Below are 22,748 nucleotides of genomic sequence, written 5' to 3' on the forward strand. Positions count from 1 at the left end.
CAACGGCAGTAAGTATGCGTAGGAAAGGACCCCGTCCCATGGATTTCGTGGCCCGTGATGCCGCCGCCCGTACCGGCAAGGTGACCTTCGTCGGTGCCGGTCCCGGCGCCGCCGACCTGCTGACGTTCCGTGCGGCGCGCGCCATCGCCGAGGCCGACGTCGTGATCTGGGCGGCGAGCCTGGTGCAGGCGGAGGTGCTCCAGCACGCGCGGGAGGACGCGGAGGTTCTGGACTCGGCGACGATGTCGCTGGAGGACGTCGTGGCCGTCTACCGGCGGGCGTTGGCCCAGGGGCTGCGGGTGGCCCGTATCCACTCCGGCGACCCGGCGCTGTGGGGCGGTACGCAGGAGCAGCTGGACCGGTGCGCGGAGATCGGCATCGCGACCGAGGTCGTGCCCGGCGTCTCCGCCTTCTCCGCCGTGGCCGCGCTGGCGCAGCGTGAGCTGACGATCCCGGAGGTGGCGCAGTCCGTCGTCCTCACCCGGCTCGGCGGCGGCAAGACGCCGATGCCGCCCGGGGAGGAGGTCCGCGAGTTCGCGAAGCACGGGACGACCATGGCGGTGTTCCTGTCGGCGGCGCGCAGCGGGCAGCTGGTGCGGGAGCTGCTGGAGGGCGGGTACCCGACGGACACGCCGGTCGTCGTCGCTTACCAGGCCACCTGGCCGGAGGAGCTGGTCGTGCGGTGCACGGTCGGCACCCTGGAGGAGACGGTCAAGGAGCACAAGCTCTGGAAGCACACCCTGTTCCTGGTCGGTCCGGCCCTCGACGCGCACGGCACGCGCTCGCACCTGTACCACCCGGGGCACTTCCACGGTTACCGGAAGGCCGATCCAGAGGCGCGGCGTGAGCTGCGTGCGCGGGGTGCGAGCACGTGATCACCGTGGTGGGCATGGGCGCCGGTGCGCCCCCGGGCGCGGACGTCGCCGCCGGGGCGGAGCTGGTCGTCGGCGGGCGGCGGCACCTGGACGCCGTACGGCTGCCCGAGGGGGCCGAGCGGGTCGTCCTCGGGGCGCTGGCGCCCGCCCTGGACACGGTCGCGGAGTACGTCGCGAAGGAACGGCCGGTGGTCGTGCTGGCCTCCGGCGACCCGGGGTTCTTCGGGATCGTGCGGGTGCTGGCCGAGCGGTTCGGGGCTCAGCGGCTGGACGTGCGACCCGGGGTGTCCTCCGTGGCCGCCGCCTTCGCGCGCGCCGGGCTGCCGTGGGACGACGCCGTGGTGGCCAGCGCGCACGGGCGGGACCTGCGGACGGCGGTGAACCTGTGCCGGGCGCACCCGAAGGTCGCCGTGCTGACCGGGCCGGGGGCCGGTCCGGCGGAGCTGGGCGCCGCGCTGCGGGGGGACGCCCGGGTCCTGGTCGTCGCGTCCTCGCTGGGCTCCGGCGAGGAGCGGGTGGAGCGGGTGACGCCCGCCGAGGCCGCCGGGCGGGACTGGGGGTCGGCGGTGAGCGTGGTGCTGTGCCTGGACGAGGCGCGGGCGCTGGGGCCGGTGCGCTCGGTCGCCGGGCCGCGGACGGGCCCCGGTGGCTGGGCCCTGGACGAGACGGAGTTCGCCCACCGCGACTCGATGATCACCAAGTTCGAGGTGCGGGCGCTGGCGCTGGCCCGGCTCGGGCCCCGGCCCGGGGACCTGGTGTGGGACGTCGGGGCCGGCTCGGGGTCCGTGGCCGTGGAGTGCGCGCGGCTCGGCGCCGCCGTCACCGCCGTGGAGAAGACGCCGGACGGCGTGGAGCGGGTCCGCGCCAACGCCGCCGCGCACGGTCTGGACGTGCGGGTGGTGCACGGGGCGGCTCCCGCGGTGCTGTCCGGCCTGGATGCTCCGGACGATCCGGACGCCGTGTTCGTCGGGGGCGGCGGGCGCGAACTGCCGTCGATCGTCGCCGCCTGCGCGCGGCGCGCCCGGCGCGCCGTGGTCGTCGCGATGGCCGCGCTGGACCGGGTGCCGGCGGCCCGCGAGGCGCTGCTCGACGCCGGGCTGGAGTGTGACGGGGTGCTGCTGCAGTCGTCCCGGCTGGCACCGCTGCCGGGTGACGTGACCCGGCTCGCGGCCACCAATCCCGTGTTCCTGCTGTGGGGCGTCAGGCCGCACAGCCGTACCGAAGGAGTTGCCCCTTGATCGGCCTCATTTCCGCCACCGCGGCGGGAGCGGCGGCGCGGGACCGGCTGGCCGCGGCGTGGCCGGACCGCACGCGCGTGTACGGGGGTCCCGTCGCGGACGCCGTGCGGACCGCGTTCGCCGAGTGCGAGCAGCTCGTGTGCTTCCTGGCCACGGGGGCCGTGGTCCGGCTGGTGGCGCCGCTGCTGGACGACAAGCGGACGGACCCGGGTGTGGTCTGCGTCGACGAGGGCGGGCGGTTCGCCGTGTCGCTGGTCGGCGGCCACGGCGGCGGCGCCAACGAACTGGCCCGCGCGGTCGGCGGGGTACTGGGCGCGGAGCCGGTGGTGACGACGGCGACGGACGCCGTGGGCCTGCCCGGCCTGGACACGCTCGGGCTGCCCGTGGAGGGTGACGTCGCCGGGGTCTCGCGGGCCCTGCTGGACGGCGACCCGGTGGCGCTGCGGGCGGAGGTGAGCTGGCCGCTGCCGCCGCTGCCGGTCGCCGGGGACGGGGCGTACACGGTCCGGCTGACCGACCGTCTGGTGGAGCCGGCCGGGCGCGAGGCCGTACTGCGTCCGCCGTCCCTGGTGGTCGGCGTCGGCGCGTCGAAGGGCGCGCCGGTCGACGAGGTGCTCGGGCTGGTGGAGGACGCCCTGCGGGACGCCGGGCTGTCCGCCGCGTCGGTCGCCGAGCTGGCCACCGTGGACGCCAAGGCTCAGGAGCCCGGGATCGTGGGCGCCGCCGAGCGGCTGGGCGTGCCCCTGGTGACGTACGCCGCCGACGAGCTGGCGGGCGTCGAGGTGCCCAACCCCTCCGACGCCCCGCTCGCGGCCGTGGGCACGCCCTCGGTCGCGGAGGCGGCGGCGCTGGTGGGCGGCGGCGAACTGCTCGTGCCCAAGCGGAAGTCGGCGGCGTCGCCCGCGATGGCGACCTGCGCGGTCGTACGGCGGCCGGGGCGCGGGCGGCTCGCGGTGGTCGGGCTCGGGCCTGGCGCCCGGGACCTGGTGACGCCCCGCGCGCAGGCCGAGTTGCGGCGGGCGTCGGTGCTGGTCGGGCTCGACCAGTACGTCGACCAGATCCGCGACCTGCTGCGGCCCGGCACGCGCGTCCTGGAGTCGGGGCTCGGCGCCGAGGAGGAGCGGGCCCGGACAGCGGTCGAACAGGCCCGGCGCGGGCATGCCGTGGCGCTGATCGGCAGCGGGGACGCGGGGGTGTACGCCATGGCCTCGCCCGCGCTGGCGGAGGCGTCCGACGACATCGACGTGGTCGGGGTGCCGGGCGTGACGGCGGCGCTGGCGGCCGGGGCGATCCTGGGCGCGCCGCTCGGCCACGACCACGTGTCGATCAGCCTCTCCGACCTGCACACGCCGTGGGAGGTCATCGAGCGGCGGGTGCGGGCGGCGGCCGAGGCGGACATCGTCGTGACGTTCTACAACCCGCGCAGCCGGGGCCGGGACTGGCAGCTGCCCAAGGCGCTGGCGATCCTCGCGGAGCACCGGGAGCCGGCGACGCCGGTGGGTGTCGTGCGCAACGCGTCCCGCGCGGACGAGTCCAGCCGCCTCACCACGCTCGCCGGCCTCGACCCGGCGACGGTCGACATGATGACGGTCGTGACGGTGGGCAACACCGCGACCCGCCGGATCGCCGGGCGCATGGTGACGCCGCGCGGCTACCGGTGGCAGGAGGAACCGAAGTGAACCGTGTCGTCCATCCCATCGAGCAGGAGTCCTACCGGCGGCTGCGCGCCCGCCTGGACACCTCGCACTTCCCGCCGCTGACCCGGGCGGTGGTGGAGCGGGTCATCCACTCCGCCGCCGACCTGGAGTACGCGAGCGACCTCGTGACCGACGAGGCCGCGCTGGAGAAGGCCTACGCCGCGCTGCACGCCGGGGCGCCCGTCGTGGTGGACGTCGAGATGGTCGCGGCCGGGATCACCCGGCGGGAGACCGTCTGCCGGCTGAAGGACGCCGTGGCCGGGCCGGACCTGACCCGTTCGGCGCACGCGATCCGGCTCGCGTACGAGCAGGTCGGTCCCGGTGCCCTCTGGGTGATCGGCAACGCGCCGACCGCCCTGGAGGAGCTGCTCACCCTGGACGCCGACCCGGCGCTCGTCGTCGGTCTGCCCGTCGGCTTCGTCGGCGCGGCCGAGTCCAAGGCCGCGTTGCGCGACAGCGGACTGCCCGCCGTCAGCAACGTGTCCGAGAAGGGCGGCTCGGCGGTCGCCGCCGCCGCGCTCAACGCCCTGCTGTACCACCCCGCTCACTACCCCGAGCACTCCGAGTATCCCGAGCATTCCGAGCATTCCGAGGAGAAATCGTGACCACCCCCCCGCCCGCCCTGCTCGTCGCCGGACACGGCACCCGGGACGAGGCCGGAGCCGAGGCCTTCCGCGACTTCGTGCGCGAGCTGGGCCGCCGCCACCCCGAGCTGCCCGTCGCGGGCGGCTTCATCGAGCTGTCCCCGCCGCCGCTCGGCGAGGCGGTCACCGAGCTGGTCGAGCGCGGGGTGCGCCGGTTCGCCGCGGTGCCGCTGATGCTGGTGTCCGCCGGACACGCCAAGGGCGACATCCCGGCGGCGCTGTCCCGCGAGAAGGAGCGCCACCCCGGCATCTCGTACACGTACGGGCGTCCGCTGGGCCCGCACCCGGCGCTGCTGCGGGTGCTGGAGCGGCGGCTGGCCGAGGCGGTCGACCCGTCCTGGGAGCCGTCCGAGGTGACCGTGCTGCTGGTGGGGCGCGGGTCGACGGACCCGGACGCCAACGCCGAGGTGTTCAAGGCGGCGCGGCTGCTGTGGGAGGGGCGCGGGTACGGGGCCGTGGAGACGGCGTTCGTGTCGCTGGCGAAGCCGGACGTGCCCGGCGGCCTGGAGCGGTGCGTGCGGCTGGGGGCGCGGCGGGTCGTGGTGCTGCCGTACTTCCTGTTCACGGGCATCCTCCCGGACCGGGTCCGGCACCAGACCGAGGAGTGGGCCGCCGCGCACCCGGAGACCGAGGTGCGGTCGGCGGACGTCATCGGCCCGGAGCCGGAGCTGCTGGACCTGGTGTGGGAGCGGTACGAGGAGGCCGTGAAGGGCGACCTGAGGATGAACTGCGACTCCTGCGTGTACCGGATCGCGCTGCCGGGGTTCGAGGACAAGGTGGGGCTGCCGCAGCAGCCGCACTTCCACCCCGACGACGACGGTCATCACCACCACGGGCACCATCACGGGCATGGACACGCACACACCCACGCACACTGAGGCCGGGGGGCCGCACACCGGGCACCAGGGCCCCGACCTGCGGCACCACGGTGACGCCGAGGTGCGCGGCGACGGTTCGGCGCTGGTGGACCTCGCGGTGAACGTCCGCGCGGACACGCCCCCGGCCTGGCTGCGCGAGCACGTCGCCGGTTCGCTCGGCTCCCTCGCGGCCTACCCGGACGGGCGGGCCGCGCGGGCGGCGGTGGCGGCACGGCACGGGCTGCCGGTGGAGCGGGTGCTGCTGACGGCGGGCGCGGCGGAGGCGTTCGTGCTGCTGGCGCGGGCGCTGAAGGTGCGCCGGCCGGTCGTGGTGCACCCCCAGTTCACGGAGCCGGAGGCGGCGCTGCGGGACGCGGGGCACACGGTCGGCCGGGTGCTGCTGCGGGAGGCGGACGGTTTCCGGCTGGACCCGGCCGCCGTCCCCGAGGACGCGGACCTGGTGGTCGTCGGCAATCCGACGAACCCGACGTCGGTGCTGCACCCGGCGGACGCCCTCGCCGGGCTCGCCCGTCCCGGGCGGACGCTGGTCGTGGACGAGGCGTTCATGGACGCGGTACCGGACGAGCGGGAGGCGCTGGCCGGGCGCACGGACGTGCCCGGGCTGGTGGTCCTGCGCAGTCTCACCAAGACGTGGGGGCTGGCGGGGCTGCGCATCGGGTACGTCCTGGCGGCCCCGGACACGATCGCGGACCTGGAACGCGCCCAGCCCCTGTGGCCCGTGTCCACGCCCGCGCTGGCGGCGGCCGAGGCGTGCGTGGCGCCGCGTGCGCTGGCGGAGGCCGCCCACGCGGCCCACCGCATCGCCGCGGACCGGGCGCACCTGGTCGCCGGGCTGGCCGAGTTCGGCGGCGCCGGGCTGCGGGTCGTGGCTCCGGCCGAGGGTCCCTTCGTCCTCCTCCGCCTCCCGCGGGCCGCCGCCGTGCGCCACCGGCTGCGCGGTCTCGGGTACGCGGTGCGGCGCGGGGACACCTTCCCGGGGCTGGGCGAGGAGTGGCTGCGGCTGGCGGTACGGGGCCGGGCGACGACGGACGGCTTCCTGGGGGCGCTGGGGCGGGCGGTGGCGGAGTCTCCGTGAGCGGGGCGGGGACTTGCGGCCTGCGGAGCCTCACGGCCGTTCCGAGTGCCCTGCCCGGGCCGGACGCGCAGCCGTCCCCGTCGGGCCGACGGGACCGCACGCCCCTCCCATCGGCCCCCACGCGCCAGCTGGCGCCCACCGGTCAGGTACCGGTACCCGCGCGGACCGGCGTACGTCCGACAGGCACTCTTCCCGGGTCCCGTGCGCAGTCCCTCAGAACCTGCGCGCAGGAGCCGGACCGGCCCCACGCCCCCCAGGAGCCGTGCCGGGCCCGCGCGCCGGACTCCCGCGCCTCCCCCGGAGCTTCGCGCGGTGCTCCGCCTGGGGCCCCGCACGGTCTTGCTCCCTCCCGGAACCGGAACCGCCCGGCCGCCGCCGTCGCCGGTTCAGCCGCGCCTGCGCCGGGCCAGCACCAGGGAGCCGCCGCCCGCCAGGACCAGCGCGGCGGCGCCCGCGGCGATGTACGGGGTGGCGGAGCTGCCGCCGGTCTCGGCCAGGTCCGCCTCGGCGCGGGCGCCCTGGGGCTGGACGTCGGCGGCCGGTTCCGCCTCCTGCTCGGCGGCGGGGGGCTCCTCGCCCTTCGCCGGGGGCTGTGCGGCCTCCGATGCCGGGGCGGCCGGGGACTCACAGGTCGCCTCGGCCAGGGTCAGGGTGCCGTCGACCTCGGCGACGTTCAGGTCGAGCGGGTTGACGGACACCTCGAGTTCGAGCGCGGTGGCGGCGGCCGTGGTCGAGGTGGTCCGCGTCTTGGAGAGGTCGAGCCGCACCTCGCCGACGCCGGGCACTTTCACCTCCGTCGGCCCGCCGGTGGTCAGCGTGACCTTCTTGCCGAGGACGGTCACCGCGCCCAGCAGGTTGGCGTCGGCGACCGGCGCCTTCCCGGCCTCGCAGGTCGCCGTGGAGGTGACCTTCCCGACCTCGATCAGGGACAGCAGGGGCAGGCCCGGGACGTGCACCTTGGCGTGGGCCAGCTCGGTGCGGCCCTCGCTCTTCGCCGCGGTCGCCGTCGCCTTCGCCCGGGCCACGTCGGCGCGCAGGACGCTGAAGGGCTTGCCGCCGTCGACGCCGTCGAGGCGGGCGGTCAGCGCGGTCTTCTCGGCGCTCTGGGGTGCCCGCACCTCGTTGAGGGTGACCGTGAGCGGGACGTTCACGGTCTTGTTGAGCAGGGACACGTCGAGCCCGGTGCGCAGGACGGTGGCGCTCGCACGGCCGTGGTCGCCGGTCGCCTGTGCGGTGCCCGCGCCGGCCAGCGCCGCGGGACCGACGGCGAGGGCGGTGGCCGCCGCGGCGGTCACGAGGCGGCGTGCGGGCATGCGGAAGGTGTTGCCGTTCAAGGTGGTGGGACCCCCAGTGAGACATGCGTGCGGGACACGCATGAGCGACATGCTTGGGACCCGGAAAGAATGTCGCCGCGCACGGCGAACCGTCAGCGATAGCGGGACACTTCACCCCTTCGTGGGGTTTCCGGCCTTCTTTTCGAATCTCACGGCACGGGTGTTCCCCTCCGTCACTCCGGTCGGCTAACCGACGACCCGCCCGTTCAGCACCACCCGGCGCGGAGCGCCGAGCACCCGCACGTCCGCGCGCGGGTCCTCGTCGAACACCACCAGGTCGGCCGGCGCGCCCTCGTCCAGGCCGGGGCGTCCCAGCCAGCGCCGGGCCGCCCAGGTCGTCGCGGCCAGCGCCTCGACGGGCGGGATGCCGGCGGTGACCAGCTCCCCGACCTCCGCCGCCGCCAGGCCGTGCGCCAGCGAACCCCCCGCGTCGGTGCCGACGAAGACCGGGATCCCGGCGTCGTAGGCGCTGCGCACGGTGTCGTAGCGGCGTTCGTGGAGCCGGCGCATGTGGGCCGACCAGCGGGGGAACTTGGACTCGCCGCCGTCGGCAAGGGCGGGGAAGGTGGCGATGTTGACCAGGGTCGGCACGATGGCGACGCCCCGCTCGGCGAAGAGCGGGATGGTGTCGTCGGTGAGGCCCGTGGCGTGCTCGACGCAGTCGATGCCGGCCTCGACGAGGTCGCGCAGGGAGTCCTCGGCGAAGCAGTGCGCGGTGACGCGGGCACCGAGGCGGTGGGCCTGCGCGATGGCCGCCTCCACCGCGCCGCGCGGCCAGCAGGCCGACAGGTCGCCGAGGTCGCGGTCGATCCAGTCGCCGACCAGCTTGACCCAGCCGTCGCCGCGCCGGGCCTCCTGGGTCACGTACGCGACGAGGTCGTCGGGCTCGACCTCCCACGCGTAGTTGCGGATGTAGCGGCGGGTCCGGGCGATGTGCCGGCCGGCCCGGATGATCTTCGGCAGGTCGTCGCGGTCGTCGATCCAGCGGGTGTCGGAGGGCGAGCCGGCGTCGCGGATGAGCAGGGTGCCCGCCTCCCGGTCGGTCAGCGCCTGCTTCTCGGCGACGTCCTCGGGAACGGCTCCGTGCTGGTCGAGCCCGACGTGGCAGTGGGCGTCGACCAGGCCGGGCAGGGCCCAGCCGCGCACGGTGCGGATGTCGGCGGCGCCGGCCGGGCGGTCGTACGTGACCCTGCCGTCGACCACCCACAGCTCGTCCCGGACGTCCTGCGGTCCGACGAGCACCCGACCCTTCACGTGCAGCACCGTGCGATCGCTCATGCCCCGCACCTTAGACCGGGCCCCGGGGCCGTTCGAGGGCCCGGTCACCGGCCGCCGTCCCGTCGTGCTGCCGCGCGGGCGCGCAGTTCGGTCGCGTACCCGGCCGCGACGGCGCTCGCCACGGCGGTCAGGGCGAGGACGGCGACACCGGGGTTGACGTAGCCGGGGACGTCGGCGGAGCCGTAGGTCTCGCCGTCGACGGTCTCGCACTCGAAGCGCAGGGGCAGGTAGGAGACGGAGTAGTCGATGACCTGACCGGACAGCTCCGGGGACACGCCGGCTCGGCACGGCCGCAGCGGCGCGGAGTCCGTGCCGCCGTCCTCGGCCTCCATGGCCGCGAAACCCACACACACCAGGCCCCAGAGGTACAGCAGGGCGGCGGCCCAGCCCGCGACCCCGGCGGCGACGCGGAAGGGCGCGCCCGGCTTGCGCGGCGGGGGAACGACGGCCGAGGCCTTCCGCACACGGGGATACGCGCCCGCGCCCCGGCGCAGGACGGCGGCCGTCGCCACCGCGACGAGGACGAGCAGCAGGAGAGCGAGCACGGGCCGAGTCCATCACCCCGGCGATCACCGTGGCTGTTGCGGAAGCCACAATTCCGGGCGTGGGGGTGTCGCAACGGAAGCCCTCCGGCGCGAGTGGCGGCGGGGGCGGTGGTTACTCTCGACTGCGTACGCGCCGTACACCTGACCGTTACTGAAGAGAGCACCGCCGTGACCCACCCCTTCCTGGACCTCCCCCCGCTGAGCGCCGGCCGTTTCGCCGCGATCGAGGACCGGGTCGCACGCCTGCTCGGCACCGGGCAGGACGTCGTGATCATGCAGGGCGAGGCGCTGCTGCCACTGGAGGGCGCCATCCGCGCAGCCGCCGGGCCGGGGACCGTCGCCCTGAACGTGATCACGGGGCCGTACGGGCAGACGTTCGGGGACTGGCTGCGGGACTGCGGCGCGACCGTGCACGACCTCGTCGTGCCGTTCCACACGGCGGTGTCCGCCGAGCAGGTCCGCGCGGCCCTCGCCGAACACCCGGAGATCGACTTCGTGTCCCTGGTGCACGCGGAGGCGGCGACGGGGAACACCAACCCGGTGGCGGAGATCGGCGAGGTGGTGCGGGCGCACGGCGCGCTGTTCTACCTGGACGCGGTGGCCTCCGTGGGTGCCGAGCCGGTGCTGCCGGACGCGTGGGGCGTGGACCTGTGCGTGATCGGCGCACAGAAGGCGATGGGCGGCCCGGCCGGGGTGTCGGCGGTGTCGGTGAGCGAGCGGGCGTGGGCGCGGATGGCGGCGAACCCGAACGCCCCGCGGCGGTCCTACCTGTCCCTCCTCGACTGGAAGGAGCGCTGGGTCGACGGCGGGCGCAAGGCGCTGCTGCACGCGCCGGCGCAGTTGGAGATGCTCGCGCTGGAGGCGTGCGTGGAGCGCATCGAGGCGGAAGGGCTGGAGACGGTGACGGCGCGGCACGCGTCGGCCGCGGCGGCCACCCGGGCCGGCGTGCTCGCGCTGGGCGGTCTGGAGCCGTACGTGCACGCGGAGCGGGACGCGGCGCCGGTCGCGACGACGCTGCGCACGCCGCCGGACGTGGACGCGTCGGAACTGGTGGCCCGCGCCCTGGAGTCCGACCCGTCGCTGCCGCTGGCCGCGGGCGGGGGCGCGCTGGCCAAGGAGATGATCCGCGTCAACCACTACGGCCCGGGCGCCACGCCCGGGACCGTTCAGGGCTCCCTGGCGGCACTGGGTGCCGCACTGGTCGAGAAGGGACTGAAGGCCGATCTGGAGGCCGCCCGGCGGGCCGTCGAGGACGCCTGGGACGGGCCGGCCGCTCCCGGCCATTCGGCGGCGGGCACGGGCGCGTGAATTCGGGGTAATTCCCGACGCTCACACAAACAGAATTAAGGAATTACGCTCAGCACAGCTTCCCGTATTCTTCTGCCCGCTTTTCCGGGACCTAAACACAAAGATTCCGCGAAGCCCAAGCTACACATTTCGGGCACGTCCCGTGCGAGTTACGCGATTGTGACCCGATACACACGCTGCCCGTTTTGCGGCTTACACCCGGCAGAAACCCCCACATAACGCCGTCGCCTCGCGCGGCGGCACGCGCCCGCGTGATAGCACACGACGCGCCCATACGTAACCCCCCGCGGCGATGCAATTTCGAATTTCGCTCGGTAAATTCAATTTGCATGACTGCCGCGCAAGCAGACCTGCAAATCGACCGTCCGAGAGTGGCCGACGGGGCCGCCCTGTGGCGGATAGCGAGGGATTCCAAGGTCCTCGACCTGAACTCGTCCTACAGCTATCTGCTCTGGTGCCGTGACTTCGCCGCCACGTCGGCCGTCGCCCGCGACGAGCGCGGGGAGCCGGTCGGCTTCGTCACCGGGTACGTTCGGCCGGACCGGCCGGACACCCTGCTGGTGTGGCAGGTCGCGGTGGACGAGGCGTACCGCGGACGCCGGCTCGCCGCCGCCCTGCTCGACGGACTGGCCGCCCGCACCGTCGCGGAGCGCGGACTGACCACCCTGGAAACCACGATCTCGCCGGACAACACCGCGTCCCAGCGGCTGTTCACCTCGTTCGCCGAGCGCCACGGCGCCCGGCTGGAGCGTGAGGTGCTGTTCGACACCGGCCTGTTCCCCGACGGGCCGCACGAGCCCGAGGTCCTGTACCGCATCGGCCCCCTGCGGGCCACCGCCCGCTGACCGACCGGCGCGCCGGACAGCCCGGCACCCCGTGCCAGTCCGGCCCCCTCAGACTTCCCGGCGGGACCGCACCGGTCCCTCGGACCAAGTACGACCTTCCTCTCCCACCCTCACCCAACGAGGAGCGATTCGTCGTGACCATCACCCAGCCCGACCTCAGCGTCTTCGAGACCGTCGAGTCCGAGGTGCGCAGCTACTGCCGCGGCTGGCCCACCGTCTTCGACCGTGCGCACGGCAGCCGCATGTACGACGAGGACGGCCACGAGTACCTCGACTTCTTCGCCGGAGCGGGCTCGCTCAACTACGGGCACAACAACGCCGTCCTGAAACGCGCGCTGATCGACTACCTGGAGCGGGACGGCGTCACGCACGGGCTCGACATGTCGACCACCGCCAAGCGCCGCTTCCTGGAGACGTTCCAGAACATCATCCTGCGCAAGCGTGACCTGCCGTACAAGGTCATGTTCCCGGGCCCCACGGGCACCAACGCCGTCGAGGCCGCGCTGAAGCTGGCGCGGAAGGTGAAGGGGCGCGAGTCGATCGTGTCCTTCACCAACGCCTTCCACGGCATGTCGCTGGGCTCGCTCGCGGTGACCGGCAACGCGTTCAAGCGGGCCGGCGCCGGCATCCCGCTGGTGCACGGCACGCCCATGCCGTTCGACAACTACTTCGACGGCACCGTCGAGGACTTCATCTGGTTCGAGCGGCTGCTGGAGGACCAGGGCTCCGGCCTGAACAAGCCGGCCGCCGTGATCGTCGAGACGGTGCAGGGCGAGGGCGGCATCAACGTCGCCCGGGCCGAGTGGCTGCGCGCCCTGGCCGCCCTGTGCGAGCGCCAGGACATGCTGCTCATCGTCGACGACATCCAGATGGGCTGCGGCCGTACCGGCGCCTTCTTCTCCTTCGAGGAGGCGGGCATCACGCCGGACATCGTCACCGTCTCCAAGTCGATCAGCGGCTACGGCATGCCGATGGCGCTGACCCTGTTCAAGCCGGAGCTGGACGTCTGGGAGCCGGGCGAGCACAACGGCACCTTCCGCGGCAACAACCCGGCCTTCGTCACGGCGACCGCCACGCTGGAGACGTACTGGGCCGACGGGTCGGCGATGGAGAAGCAGACCCGCACCCGCGGTGAGCAGGTCGAGCAGCACATGATCGCCATCACCGAGGAGAACCTCGCCGACGTCAAGGAGTACCGCGGCCGCGGCCTGGTCTGGGGCCTGGAGTTCCACGACAAGGAGCGTGCGGGCCGGGTCGCCAAGCGCGCCTTCGAGCTCGGGCTGCTCATCGAGACGTCCGGTCCCGAGAGCGAGGTCGTCAAGCTGCTGCCGGCGCTCACCATCACGCCCGACGAGCTGGACGAGGGCATGAAGACCCTCGCCCGCGCCGTGCGCGAGACCGCCTGACCGCATGACCGCCGGACGGGCCCGCCCGCCGGCACCCCCCGTGCTTCCGGCGTCTTCGGCCCGCGCGACCGTGGGCCGAAGACGCCGGGGACCATTGCACACCCTTCACCTAGGAGGCATCGCAACACCGTGATCGTCCGTTCGTTCAAGGAGATCGAAGGCACCGACCGGCACGTGAAATCGGCGTCCGGCACCTGGGAGAGCAAGCGCATCGTCCTCGCGAAGGAGAAGGTCGGCTTCTCCGTCCACGAGACGATCCTGTACGCGGGTACGGAGACGTCGATGTGGTACGCGAACCACATCGAGGCAGTCGTCTGCACCAAGGGCGACGCCGAGCTGACCGACCGCGAGACGGGGAAGACGTACCACATCACGCCGGGGACGATGTACCTCCTGGACGGCCACGAGCGGCACACGCTCAAGGTCAAGGAGGACTTCCACTGCATCTGTGTCTTCAACCCGCCCGTCACCGGACGGGAGGATCACGACGAGAACGGCGTCTACCCGCTGCTCACCGAGGAGGTGTGAGTCCCGTGACCACCACGACCACGAACGTCACCGATCTCTATCCCACCCGCGGCGCCGCCGAGGTGGCCACCCCTCGGCAGGACCCGGTCGTCTGGGGCTCCCCGGACACGCCCGGTCCCGTCTCGGCGGGTGATCTGCAGGCCCTGGACCGCGACGGCTTCCTCGCCATCGACCAGCTCATCGGGCCGGACGAGGTCGAGGTCTACCGCCGCGAGCTGGAGCGGCTCACCACCGACCCGGCCATCCGCGCGGACGAGCGCTCGATCGTGGAGCCGCAGTCCCAGGAGATCCGGTCGGTCTTCGAGGTGCACAAGATCAGCGAGGTCTTCGCCAAGCTGGTGCGCGACGAGCGCGTGGTCGGGCGGGCCCGGCAGATCCTCGGCTCGGACGTCTACGTCCACCAGTCGCGGATCAACGTGAAGCCGGGCTTCGGGGCCAGCGGCTTCTACTGGCACTCGGACTTCGAGACCTGGCACGCCGAGGACGGCCTGCCCAACATGCGCACGATCTCGGTCTCGATCGCGCTCACCGAGAACTACGACACCAACGGCGGTCTCATGATCATGCCGGGGTCGCACAAGACGTTCCTCGGGTGCGCGGGGGCCACGCCGAAGGACAACTACAAGAAGTCCTTGCAGATGCAGGACGCGGGGACGCCGTCCGACGAGGCGCTGACGAAGATGGCGTCCGAGTACGGCATCAAGCTGTTCACCGGCAAGGCCGGCTCGGCGACCTGGTTCGACTGCAACTGCATGCACGGTTCCGGCGACAACATCACGCCGTACCCGCGCAGCAACGTGTTCATCGTGTTCAACAGCGTGGAGAACACGGCGGTCGAGCCGTTCGCGGCACCGATCCGGCGGCCGGAGTTCATCGGGGCGCGGGACTTCACTCCCGTCCGGTGACCCGGCCCGGCCGGGGGCCCGGGGGTTGTCCCCCGGAGACCACAGCATCGGGGCGCGGGACTTTACTCCGGTGAAGTGACCCGCATCTGATCTCGGGCAGGGGCCTTTTCGTGTGGGACGGGAGGCCCCTGCCCGATATTCTCGCGGCCTTGCCGTGTCAGCCCGCCAGCACGTCCAGCAGCCGGTCCACGTCCGCCGCCGTGTTGTACACGTGGAAGGCGGCCCGCAGGTTGCCCGCCCGGTCGGAGACCTGGATCCCGGCCCGGCCCAGCTCCTCCTGGCGGTGGCCGAGCCCGGGCACGGACACGATCGCGGAGCCCGGCGCGGGCACCGGCTCGTGCCCCAGGGAGGCGAGCCCCGCGCGGAACCGGTCGGCGAGGGCGGTGTCGTGGGCGCGCACCGCGTCCACGCCCAGCTCCTCGATCAGGGCGAGGGAGTGCCGGGCTCCCGTGTAGGAGAACAGGGCGGGGCTCTCGTCGAAGCGCCGCGCGGAGTGCGCGAGTTCCTCGACGCGGCCGTAGCAGCTGTCCCAGGGGTGCTCCCCCGACGCCCACCCGCCGAACAGCGGCGTCAGCCCGGCCGCCTCTCCCAGGTCCTCCGGTACGACGAGGAAGGCGACGCCGCGCGGGCAGAGCACCCACTTGTAGGCGACGGCCACCACGAAGTCGAAGTCGTCCGCGGCCGGTGGCAGCCACCCGTTCGACTGCGAGGCGTCGACCAGCGTCCGCGCCCCGTGCGCCCGGGCGGCGTCCCGAACCGCAGCGAGGTCCGCGATCCGCCCGTCGGCGGACTGGACGGAGCTGACCGCGACGAGCGCGGTGTCCGGGCCCACCGACTCGGCGATCCGCTCCAGCGGCACACCGCGCACCTTCAGGTCGTCCCGCGAGTACAGCGGATTCACCAGGGAACTGAAGTCGCCCTCGGCGGTGAGCACTTCGGCGCCCCGGGGCAGCGAGGCGGCGACGAGCCCGCTGTACGTGGCGACCGACGCGCCGGCCGCGACCCGGGTGGCGGGCACCCCCGACAGCCGGGCGTAGGCGGACCGGGACGCCTCGACGTCGGCGAACATGTCGGACGGGAGCCCGGCCGCCGCCGAGGCCGCCGCGTCCCGCATGGCGACGAGGGCTCGGGCGGGGAGCAGACCGGTGCTGGCGGTGTTGAGGTACGTGGTCTTCGGGGCGAACTCGGTACGGACGAGATTGTCGAAGCTCTCCATGGGACCACTGTGCGGCCCCGCGATCTCCCCGTCCATCGCGTATTTCTACGCGGTACCTCCAAGGGACGCTTATGCGAGCGCGCCCACCTGCGGCATCACTGCCCGGGCACCGCGCACCCTTGCGGACCGCACGCCTCGGCGTCCCCGTCGTCGATCAGCTTCAGGGGCGTGCGCTCGCCCCACGCCTGGGTCAGCGCCTGCGCGAAGACCTCGGCGGGCTGGGCGCCGGAGACACCGTACTTCCGGTCGAGCACGAAGAACGGCACACCCGTCGCCCCGAACTGCGCGGCCTCGCGCTCGTCGGCGCGCACCTCGTCGGCGTAGGCGGTGGGGTCGGCGAGCACCGCGCGGGCGGCGTCCGCGTCCAGACCGGCGGCGACGGCCAGGCCGACCAGGCGCTCGTCGTCGTCGAAGACGGAACGCTCCTCGGCGAAGTTGGCCCGGTACAGGGCGTCCAGCAGTGCCTCCTGCCGGCCCTTGTCCTTGGCGTGGTGCAGCAGCCGGTGCATGTCGAAGGTGCTGCCGTGGTCGCGGCCCCGGGTGCGGTAGTCCAGGCCCTCGGCGGCGGCCTGCGCGCCGAGGTTGTCCTCACCGGCCTGGGCCTGTGCCTCGCTCATGCCGTACTTGGCGGTGAGCATGGTCAGCACGGGCTGGACGTCGTCCTTGGCCCGCCCGGGGTCCAGCTCGAAGGACCGGTGGACCACCTCGACGCCGTCCCGGTGCTCGAAGGCCGCCAGCGCCTTCTCGAAGCGGGCCTTGCCCACGTAGCACCACGGGCAGGCGATGTCGCTCCAGATCTCGACGCGCATGTCTCGGCTCTTCTCCAGGTCGTACGGGTACGGAGGCCCCCTCCGCTACCCGTGTGAACCTTCAACCAGCCGGTCCCATTCCCGCCCTCAGCTGCCGTCCCGCAGGTCCGCCGGCCAGGCCGGCCGGAACTCCAGGTGGTCGTACGTCACCGTGCAGCCGTCGCCCGTCGGTGCCTGCGCCAGGAAGCCGACCAGGGCGGCGCCGGTCTCCTCCTCGTCGCCCAGCGTGAAGAGCCGGACGAAGGTCCAGCGCTCGCCGTCGCGGGAGGCGTGGAAGGCGAAGGCCCGCCCGGCGCGGCTGACGCGCAGCCACACCGAGTCCCCGTCCACGGTGAAGGAGTTGCAGTCGTCGGAGTGCCCCCGGGTGACCACCGTGCAGACGGTGGCCACGTCCGGGGAGTACTCCAGGCACAGCTTGGCCCAGGCCCGCTCACCGACGTGGACGTAGAGCACCCCGGCGTCGAAGGCGGCCCCGAAGCCGACGGTGACACGGGCGATCAGCTGGAAGTCCCCCTCGGGAGCGCCCAGCAGCCGGGGCGCGTCGGAGGCGGGGTCGAGCGTTTCCCCGGTGGGCGGCACGAAGCGGTCCTGCCGGGGCCCGGCGGTTCCGGTGAGCACGCCGTCCTCGTAGGCCCAATCGCCGTCGGGGCCGTACGGACGGAGGGGGAAGGGCAGTTCGGGAAGTTCAAGCGACATGGCATGATCCTCTCAGGCCGCCGGATCCCACCCAGGGGCGCGGGGAACCGCGCGAGCAGCCACGACGGCGCAGCACTGCGCATACGACCCCGCACCCCACGGCGCTACCGCTCCAGCACCCCGTTGAACCGCCGGGGAAGGCCCAGCGGATTCCCGTCCCGCAGCTCAGCCGGCAGCAGAGCCTCCGGCACCCCCTGATACGCCACCGGCCGCAGCCACCGCTCGATCGCCGTGCCCCCCACCGACGTGGACGTCGACGTCGTCGCCGGGTAAGGCCCCCCGTGGTGCTGGGCCGCCGCCACCGCGACCCCCGTCGGCCAGCCGTTGACCAGCACCCGCCCCGCCAGCGGCGTCACCTCGGCGAGGAGGGCCGCCCCGGCCCCCTCCCCCGCCGTCTCCCCGGCGGAGAGCTGGACCGTCGCCGTCAGGTTCCCCGGCAGCCGCGACAGCACGCCCCGGACCTCGGCCTCGTCCTCGTAGCGGGCCACCACGGTGACCGGCCCGAAGCACTCCTCCAGCAGCAGGTCGTGCTCGCCCCGGGCCGCCAGTCGCGCGGCCGGCACGGTCAGGAACCCGGCGCTGACGGTGTGCTCGTCGCCCGGGCCCGGTGTCACCGGGGCCTCCACGTCGGGCAGCGCCGCGCGCTCGGCCACCCCGGCGACGAAGTTGTCCCGCATCCGGTGGTCGAGCAGCACCCCGGCGTCGGTGGCGCCGACCGCGTCGGTGAGGGACTTGACCAGGCCGTCCCCGGCGTCGCCCGCCGGGACCAGGACCAGGCCGGGCTTCACGCAGAACTGGCCGACGCCCAGGGTCATCGAACCGGCCAGCCCGGCGCCGATCGCCTCCGCCCGCTCCGCGGCCGCCGCCGCCGTGACCACGACCGGGTTCAGCGAGCCCAGCTCGCCGTGGAAGGGGATCGGGACCGGACGCGCCGCCGCCGCGTCGAACAGCGCGCGCCCGCCGCGTACCGAACCGGTGAAGCCGGCCGCCGCGACCAGCGGGTGCTTGATCAGCTCGATGCCCGCCTCGAAGCCGTGCACCAGACCGATGACGCCCTCGGGAATGCCGTGCCGCGCGGCGGCCCGGCGCAGCACCTTCGCCACCAGCTCGGACAGGGCCGGGTGATCGGGGTGGGCCTTGACCACGACCGGGCAGCCGGCCGCGAGGGCGCTGGCGGTGTCGCCGCCGGGGACGGAGAAGGCGAAGGGGAAGTTGGAGGCGGAGTAGACGGCGACGACGCCGAGCGGCACCTTGTAGCGGCGCAGGTCCGGGACGGGCGGGGTGGCGGTGTCGTCGGGGTGGTTGACGACGACGCCGAGGAACTCGCCCTCGTCGACGATGCCGGCGAAGGCGCGCAGCTGGTAGCAGGTGCGGGCGAGTTCGCCGGTGAGCCGGACCGGGCCGAGCGCGGTCTCCGCGTCGGCGGCCTCGACGAGGGTGTCCTCGGCGGCCTTCAGTTCGTCGGCGGCGGTGCGCAGGAACGCCGCGCGGACGGTGCGGTCCGCGAGGGCGTCCCGGGCGGCGTGCGCGGCGCGCACGGCGGCGTCCACCTCCTGGGCCGTGGCTTCCACCGCGACCTGTTCACGCTGCTTCCCGGTACGGGGGTCGACACTCCAGACTGGTGCTGCTGCCACCGCGGTCCCTCCACGTGCTCTGCATCGGAACGTGCTCGGCGTCGAACGTGCCCAACATCAGGCTCGTTCGATATACTGAACGCCGTCTCTCATGATGAATATGCTGTTGGAGACTATTTCCCGGCGAACGAAGGGGTCAAGGGCGATGTCGGCTGGCGAGACGGGGGGCGGAGCGCAGGTCAAGTCCGCCGTGCGGACGGTGGAACTGCTCGAGTACTTCGCCGGACGCCCCGGTATGCACTCCCTCGCGTCCGTCCAGGAGGCCGTGGGCTACCCCAAGTCCAGCCTCTACATGCTGCTGCGCACGCTGGTGGAGCTGGGCTGGGTGGAGACCGACTCGACCGGCACCCGGTACGGGATCGGCGTGCGGGCGCTGCTGGTCGGCACGTCGTACATCGACGGCGACGAGGTGGTCGCGGCGGCGCGGCCCACGCTGGACCGGCTCTCCGACGACACCACGGAGACCATCCACCTGGCGCGGCTGGACGGCACCAACGTCGTCTACCTCGCCACCCGGCAGTCGCAGCACTACCTGCGGCCGTTCACCCGGGTCGGCCGGCGGCTGCCCGCGCACTCGACGTCGCTGGGCAAGGCGCTGCTGAGCACCTACAGCGACGAGCAGGTGCGCAAGATGCTCCCTCAGACGCTGCCCGCGCTGACCGAGCACACCATCACCGACCGGGAGAAGCTCATCGAGGAGCTGCGCCAGGTGCGGGAGCAGGGCTTCGCCGTGGACCGCGAGGAGAACACGCTGGGCCTGCGCTGCTTCGGTGTGGCGGTGCCCTACCGTACTCCCGCGCGGGACGCGATCAGCTGCTCGGTGCCGGTGGCGCGGCTGACGCCCGCGCACGAGCAGATGGTGAAGGACGCGTTGTTCGACGCGCGGGACCGGCTGACGCTGGCCACGCGTAGGCTCTGAGCCATGGACATCGCTCTGCGCGAGGTACACGACAGCGACCTGCCCGTCTTCTTCCGGCAGATGAACGATCCGGAAGCCCTGCGCATGGCGGCCTTCACCCCGCCGGATCCCGCCGACTGGGACGCGTTCACCACGCACTGGCGCAAGATCCGGGCCTCGCGCGACGTCGTGCGCACCGTCCTCGGCGACGGTGACGTGATCGGCAGCGCGGCGGTGTACGGGGAGCCGGGCGAGCGCGAGGTGACGTACTGGGTCGACCGGGCGTACTGGGGGCGCGGGGTGGCCACGGCGGCGCTGCGGGCGCTGCTCTCCGAGGTGCGCGACCGCCCGCTGTACGCACGGGCGGCGGCGGACAACGCCGGGTCGCGCCGGGTGCTGGAGAAGTGCGGTTTCGAGACTTCCGCGTGGGCCCGCGGATTCGCCAGGGCCCGGGGCGAGGAGATCGACGAGGTCGTGCTGCACCTCGCGGGTTGAGCGGCTCTCCACCGCGCGGCGGAGGCGGATCGTCGCGGCGCAGGACGCGCCCGCGGGGCCGGACGCGGGAGCGTGGAGCCATGACGCAGACGCTCGCATCCGCTTCCGCACCGGCCCCCGGCCGCCGTACCGCCCGGACACTCCGGCTGCTGCGGGCCGTCGCCGTCGCCGCCTGCCTTCCCTACCTAGGGCTCAAGGCCGCCTGGATCGCCGGGAGTCACATCGGCATCCCGGACGGCAGCGTGCTGCTGGAGCACCGGGTGGCCATGGCGGTGGGCAACGCACTGACCCTGCTGCTGGACAGCTGCGTGATCGTGCTGGCCCTGGTGCTGACCCGTCCCTGGGGACTGCGGGTGCCCGCGTGGGCGCTGGCCTCCCCGGTGTGGGTCGCCACGGGGCTGCTCGCGCCGATCATGGCCGGGTTTCCGTTGCAGCTCCTGACGCGGGCGTTCGGCGGGGACGACGTGTCCGCGTCGGGCTCGGATCGCGAACCCTTCCTCGACCCATGGGTGTTCACGGTCGTCTACACCGGGTTCATCGTGCAGGGACTGGCCCTGGGGGCGCTGTTCGTGCGCTACGCGCGTGGCCGCTGGGGGCACCTGTGGCGCGGTCGGGTGCGGGACCTGCCGGCGCGCTCCGTCGGGGCGCCGTACAAGGTGCTCGCCGTCGTCGGTGCGGTCCTCGCGTCGTTCCCGGTCGCGGTCCGGCTGTACTGGGCGTGCGGCGGCGCCACGGGGCTCGGGGACGGGGAACGCACCGCCGGCTTCCGGGCGCTGGAGGCCATGCACGTCGCCTTCCTGGCGGCGGCGGTCGCCGGGACCCTGCTGCTCGCCTTCCGCGGCGCGCGGGTCCTGCCGGTCAAGGTGCCGCTCGCCTCGTCCTGGGCGGGCTCCGGCGCCGCGGCCTGCTGGGGCGGCTGGGTGCTGCTCGCGGCGCTGCTGCCGGCCGACGATTCCGCGGAGCGCCCCACAGCGCTGATGACCTTCACCTACGCTGGTCAGATGACCGTCGGCCTGCTCCTCGCCTCAGTCGGCGCCCACTTCCTCGCCCGGCGGTCGGCCACGTCCCGCGTCCGGCCGTGACCGCTCTCCTCCGGCTCCTGTTCGGGCGGCGGGCCCGGCTGCGGTGGATCCACCTCATCCTCGGCGGCGCGCTCGCCATGCCGTACGTCCTCGTCGGCTCGGTCGTCGTCGGCCCGTTCACCGGCGTCGACGACGTCTTCGGGTCGCTCACCCTCCAGTTGGCCTCGTTCGCGGTGGGCCTGCCGCTCGCCGCGGTCACCTCGCTGTTCCCGCTCACCCGCCCCCTGGAGTCCGGCGTGGTGCGGTGGCTGTGCGGGGTCGGGGCCGACCGGCTGGCGTACGGGCCCGCCCGGACGAAGGGCGAGAAGGGGCGCACGGCGGCCTGGTTCACGCTCCACCTCGGCCTCGGCGGCATCGTCGCGGGGATGTCGCTGGCGGTGCCGCCGTTCGCGGCGGCGCTGATCGTGCTGCCGTTCGTCCCGGCACTGCGCGACGACCCGGGGCTGCCCGCCTTTCTCGACCACGCGTGGGCGCTCGTGCTCGCGCCGGTCGCGGGTGCCGTGATGCTGGTCGCGCTCGCCGCGTGCGCCGCCGGGTGCGGCACGCTGCTGGCCCGGTGGGCGCCCGCCCTGCTCGGCCCCTCCCCCGAGGACCGGGTGGCGGCGGCCGAGGCACGCGCCGCCGACCTCGCCGTCCGCAACCGGCTGGCCCGCGAACTGCACGACTCCGTGGGCCACGCCCTGAGCGCGGTCACCCTCCAGGCGAGCGCGGCCCGCCGGCTGCTGGACTCCGACCCGGGGTTCGTCCGCGAGGCCCTCGCCGCGATCGAGGACACCACGCGGCGCACGGTCGGCGAACTCGACGCCGTGCTGGGCGTCCTGCGCGACGGCGACGCGCCCGGCACCGCGCCCGCCCCCACCCTCGCCGCCGACCTCGACGGCCTGCTGGACCGCACCCGGGCGGGCGGACTGCGGGTCACGGCCACCGTCGCCGCCGACCCGCGAGCGCTGCCGCCGCCGGTGTCCCGGGAGGCGTACCGCATCGTGCAGGAGGGACTGAGCAACGCGCTGCGGCACGCGGGCGGCCAGGTCACCGTGACCCTGTGCGTGGAGGTGCGGGACGGTCAGCTGCGGATCACCGTCGAGAACCCCGTCGGCCCGGCGGGCGGGGCGGCCCACCCGTCCGGCGGCGTCCCGCGCCCCGGCGGCGGGCACGGCCTGCGCGGCATCGCCGACCGGGCCCGCCTGCTGGGCGGGGTGGCGGAAGCGGGTCCCGTCGGCCGGACGTGGCGCCTGCACGTACGGCTGCCCCTGGCGAGCACCACATGACCGACCGCGGTACGCGGGAGAAGACCGAAGGAGACCGTGTGACGGCATCGCAGGAGACCGCAGCGGACCGGGCGGCCCGCCCGCCCGTCCGGAT

Annotated in this window: 22 protein-coding genes; 15 read left to right on the forward strand and 7 right to left on the reverse strand. The window is 74.0% G+C overall.

Going from position 1 to position 22,748, the window contains the following annotated elements:
• The first annotated feature begins 38 nt into the window (after positions 1-38).
• From cobM to cobC, 6 genes are read left to right on the forward strand one after another with little or no spacing between them, the layout of a single operon-like run.
• Positions 39-875 (forward strand): precorrin-4 C(11)-methyltransferase, encoded by an 837-nt coding sequence (cobM, locus tag M6G08_RS00345; protein ID WP_272585171.1) that lies wholly within the window; start codon positions 39-41, stop codon positions 873-875.
• On the forward strand, positions 872-2,113 hold the full coding sequence (cbiE, locus tag M6G08_RS00350) for a precorrin-6y C5,15-methyltransferase (decarboxylating) subunit CbiE (RefSeq protein WP_272585172.1): 1,242 nt from the start codon (positions 872-874) through the stop codon (positions 2,111-2,113). Before cobM ends, cbiE begins: the two co-directional genes overlap by 4 nt.
• On the forward strand, positions 2,110-3,792 hold the full coding sequence (gene cobJ, locus M6G08_RS00355; protein ID WP_272585173.1) for a precorrin-3B C(17)-methyltransferase: 1,683 nt from the start codon (positions 2,110-2,112) through the stop codon (positions 3,790-3,792). The genes cbiE and cobJ overlap by 4 nt, the downstream gene beginning before the upstream one ends.
• On the forward strand, positions 3,789-4,415 hold the full coding sequence (locus M6G08_RS00360) for a precorrin-8X methylmutase (protein WP_272585174.1): 627 nt from the start codon (positions 3,789-3,791) through the stop codon (positions 4,413-4,415). The genes cobJ and M6G08_RS00360 overlap by 4 nt, the downstream gene beginning before the upstream one ends.
• Positions 4,412-5,332, forward strand: coding sequence for a sirohydrochlorin chelatase (locus M6G08_RS00365; protein WP_272585175.1), 921 nt, complete (start codon positions 4,412-4,414; stop codon positions 5,330-5,332). Before M6G08_RS00360 ends, M6G08_RS00365 begins: the two co-directional genes overlap by 4 nt.
• Complete coding sequence (gene cobC / locus M6G08_RS00370) at positions 5,304-6,407, forward strand: Rv2231c family histidinol phosphate aminotransferase CobC (RefSeq protein ID WP_272585176.1); 1,104 nt, start codon at positions 5,304-5,306, stop codon at positions 6,405-6,407. The genes M6G08_RS00365 and cobC overlap by 29 nt, the downstream gene beginning before the upstream one ends.
• 386 nt (positions 6,408-6,793) lie before the next feature.
• Here the strand turns inward: cobC and M6G08_RS00375 are convergent, their stop codons facing one another.
• The 3 genes from M6G08_RS00375 to M6G08_RS00385 all read right to left on the reverse strand — a co-directional run bounded on the left by M6G08_RS00375 (position 6,794) and on the right by M6G08_RS00385 (position 9,564).
• Complete coding sequence (locus M6G08_RS00375) at positions 6,794-7,741, reverse strand: SCO1860 family LAETG-anchored protein (protein ID WP_272585177.1); 948 nt, start codon at positions 7,739-7,741, stop codon at positions 6,794-6,796.
• A 186-nt stretch (positions 7,742-7,927) separates the two neighbouring features.
• Positions 7,928-9,019 (reverse strand): amidohydrolase family protein, encoded by a 1,092-nt coding sequence (locus M6G08_RS00380; RefSeq protein WP_272585178.1) that lies wholly within the window; start codon positions 9,017-9,019, stop codon positions 7,928-7,930.
• Between the two features lie 44 nt (positions 9,020-9,063).
• Positions 9,064-9,564: a hypothetical protein gene (locus tag M6G08_RS00385; RefSeq protein WP_272585179.1), complete on the reverse strand. Its 501-nt coding sequence runs from the start codon at positions 9,562-9,564 to the stop codon at positions 9,064-9,066.
• A gap of 168 nt (positions 9,565-9,732) precedes the next feature.
• On the opposite strand from M6G08_RS00385, the gene M6G08_RS00390 reads away from it, so the two are divergent.
• The 5 genes from M6G08_RS00390 (at position 9,733) to thpD (ending at position 14,556) form a co-directional block, all read left to right on the forward strand.
• Positions 9,733-10,872, forward strand: a complete 1,140-nt coding sequence (locus tag M6G08_RS00390; protein ID WP_272585180.1) for a pyridoxal-phosphate-dependent aminotransferase family protein — start codon at positions 9,733-9,735, stop codon at positions 10,870-10,872.
• A gap of 329 nt (positions 10,873-11,201) precedes the next feature.
• Positions 11,202-11,717, forward strand: a complete 516-nt coding sequence (gene ectA / locus M6G08_RS00395; protein WP_073721484.1) for a diaminobutyrate acetyltransferase — start codon at positions 11,202-11,204, stop codon at positions 11,715-11,717.
• A gap of 134 nt (positions 11,718-11,851) precedes the next feature.
• The gene (ectB, locus tag M6G08_RS00400) at positions 11,852-13,123 is read left to right on the forward strand and encodes a diaminobutyrate--2-oxoglutarate transaminase (RefSeq protein WP_272585182.1); all 1,272 of its coding nucleotides are present in this window, start codon (positions 11,852-11,854) and stop codon (positions 13,121-13,123) included.
• Positions 13,124-13,252: 129 nt separating this feature from the next.
• Positions 13,253-13,651 carry an ectoine synthase gene (locus M6G08_RS00405; protein WP_217144727.1) on the forward strand — a complete coding sequence of 133 codons (399 nt, stop codon included), beginning with the start codon at positions 13,253-13,255 and terminating at the stop codon, positions 13,649-13,651.
• A 5-nt stretch (positions 13,652-13,656) separates the two neighbouring features.
• Positions 13,657-14,556: an ectoine hydroxylase gene (gene thpD / locus M6G08_RS00410; RefSeq protein WP_272585183.1), complete on the forward strand. Its 900-nt coding sequence runs from the start codon at positions 13,657-13,659 to the stop codon at positions 14,554-14,556.
• A 157-nt stretch (positions 14,557-14,713) separates the two neighbouring features.
• On the opposite strand, the gene M6G08_RS00415 is transcribed toward thpD, so the two are convergent.
• From M6G08_RS00415 to M6G08_RS00430, 4 genes are all read right to left on the reverse strand, one after another.
• On the reverse strand, positions 14,714-15,808 hold the full coding sequence (locus M6G08_RS00415) for an aminotransferase class V-fold PLP-dependent enzyme (RefSeq protein WP_272585184.1): 1,095 nt from the start codon (positions 15,806-15,808) through the stop codon (positions 14,714-14,716).
• A gap of 59 nt (positions 15,809-15,867) precedes the next feature.
• Positions 15,868-16,581, reverse strand: coding sequence for a DsbA family oxidoreductase (locus M6G08_RS00420; protein WP_272585185.1), 714 nt, complete (start codon positions 16,579-16,581; stop codon positions 15,868-15,870).
• A gap of 87 nt (positions 16,582-16,668) precedes the next feature.
• Entirely contained in the window at positions 16,669-17,277 is a 609-nt protein-coding gene (locus M6G08_RS00425; protein ID WP_272585186.1) for a DUF1349 domain-containing protein, read from the reverse strand.
• A 104-nt stretch (positions 17,278-17,381) separates the two neighbouring features.
• Positions 17,382-18,911 (reverse strand): aldehyde dehydrogenase (NADP(+)), encoded by a 1,530-nt coding sequence (locus tag M6G08_RS00430; RefSeq protein WP_272585187.1) that lies wholly within the window; start codon positions 18,909-18,911, stop codon positions 17,382-17,384.
• Between the two features lie 145 nt (positions 18,912-19,056).
• Between M6G08_RS00430 and M6G08_RS00435 the strand changes: the two genes are divergently transcribed.
• The 4 genes from M6G08_RS00435 to M6G08_RS00450 all read left to right on the forward strand — a co-directional run bounded on the left by M6G08_RS00435 (position 19,057) and on the right by M6G08_RS00450 (position 22,654).
• Positions 19,057-19,830 (forward strand): IclR family transcriptional regulator, encoded by a 774-nt coding sequence (locus M6G08_RS00435; RefSeq protein WP_272585188.1) that lies wholly within the window; start codon positions 19,057-19,059, stop codon positions 19,828-19,830.
• Positions 19,831-19,833: 3 nt separating this feature from the next.
• The gene (locus M6G08_RS00440) at positions 19,834-20,304 is read left to right on the forward strand and encodes a GNAT family N-acetyltransferase (RefSeq protein ID WP_272585189.1); all 471 of its coding nucleotides are present in this window, start codon (positions 19,834-19,836) and stop codon (positions 20,302-20,304) included.
• An 80-nt stretch (positions 20,305-20,384) separates the two neighbouring features.
• Positions 20,385-21,386: a hypothetical protein gene (locus M6G08_RS00445; protein ID WP_272585190.1), complete on the forward strand. Its 1,002-nt coding sequence runs from the start codon at positions 20,385-20,387 to the stop codon at positions 21,384-21,386.
• Positions 21,383-22,654 carry a sensor histidine kinase gene (locus M6G08_RS00450; RefSeq protein WP_272585191.1) on the forward strand — a complete coding sequence of 424 codons (1,272 nt, stop codon included), beginning with the start codon at positions 21,383-21,385 and terminating at the stop codon, positions 22,652-22,654. Before M6G08_RS00445 ends, M6G08_RS00450 begins: the two co-directional genes overlap by 4 nt.
• Positions 22,655-22,748: the final 94 nt, after the last annotated feature.

The sequence above is a fragment of the Streptomyces sp. M92 genome (assembly GCF_028473745.1).
Lineage (GTDB): Bacteria > Actinomycetota > Actinomycetes > Streptomycetales > Streptomycetaceae > Streptomyces.

Excerpts from the sequence above, each read along its gene's own strand:
- M6G08_RS00380 (WP_272585178.1), bottom strand. The coding sequence starts at position 9,019 with ATGAGCGATCGCACGGTGCTGCACGTGAAGGGTCGGGTGCTCGTCGGA.
- M6G08_RS00440 (WP_272585189.1), top strand. The coding sequence starts at position 19,834 with ATGGACATCGCTCTGCGCGAGGTACACGACAGCGACCTGCCCGTCTTC.
- cobM (WP_272585171.1), top strand. The coding sequence starts at position 39 with ATGGATTTCGTGGCCCGTGATGCCGCCGCCCGTACCGGCAAGGTGACC.
- M6G08_RS00415 (WP_272585184.1), bottom strand. The coding sequence starts at position 15,808 with ATGGACGGGGAGATCGCGGGGCCGCACAGTGGTCCCATGGAGAGCTTC.
- ectA (WP_073721484.1), top strand. The coding sequence starts at position 11,202 with ATGACTGCCGCGCAAGCAGACCTGCAAATCGACCGTCCGAGAGTGGCC.
- M6G08_RS00420 (WP_272585185.1), bottom strand. The coding sequence starts at position 16,581 with ATGCGCGTCGAGATCTGGAGCGACATCGCCTGCCCGTGGTGCTACGTG.
- M6G08_RS00425 (WP_272585186.1), bottom strand. The coding sequence starts at position 17,277 with ATGTCGCTTGAACTTCCCGAACTGCCCTTCCCCCTCCGTCCGTACGGC.
- M6G08_RS00435 (WP_272585188.1), top strand. The coding sequence starts at position 19,057 with ATGTCGGCTGGCGAGACGGGGGGCGGAGCGCAGGTCAAGTCCGCCGTG.
- cobC (WP_272585176.1), top strand. The coding sequence starts at position 5,304 with ATGGACACGCACACACCCACGCACACTGAGGCCGGGGGGCCGCACACC.
- M6G08_RS00445 (WP_272585190.1), top strand. The coding sequence starts at position 20,385 with ATGACGCAGACGCTCGCATCCGCTTCCGCACCGGCCCCCGGCCGCCGT.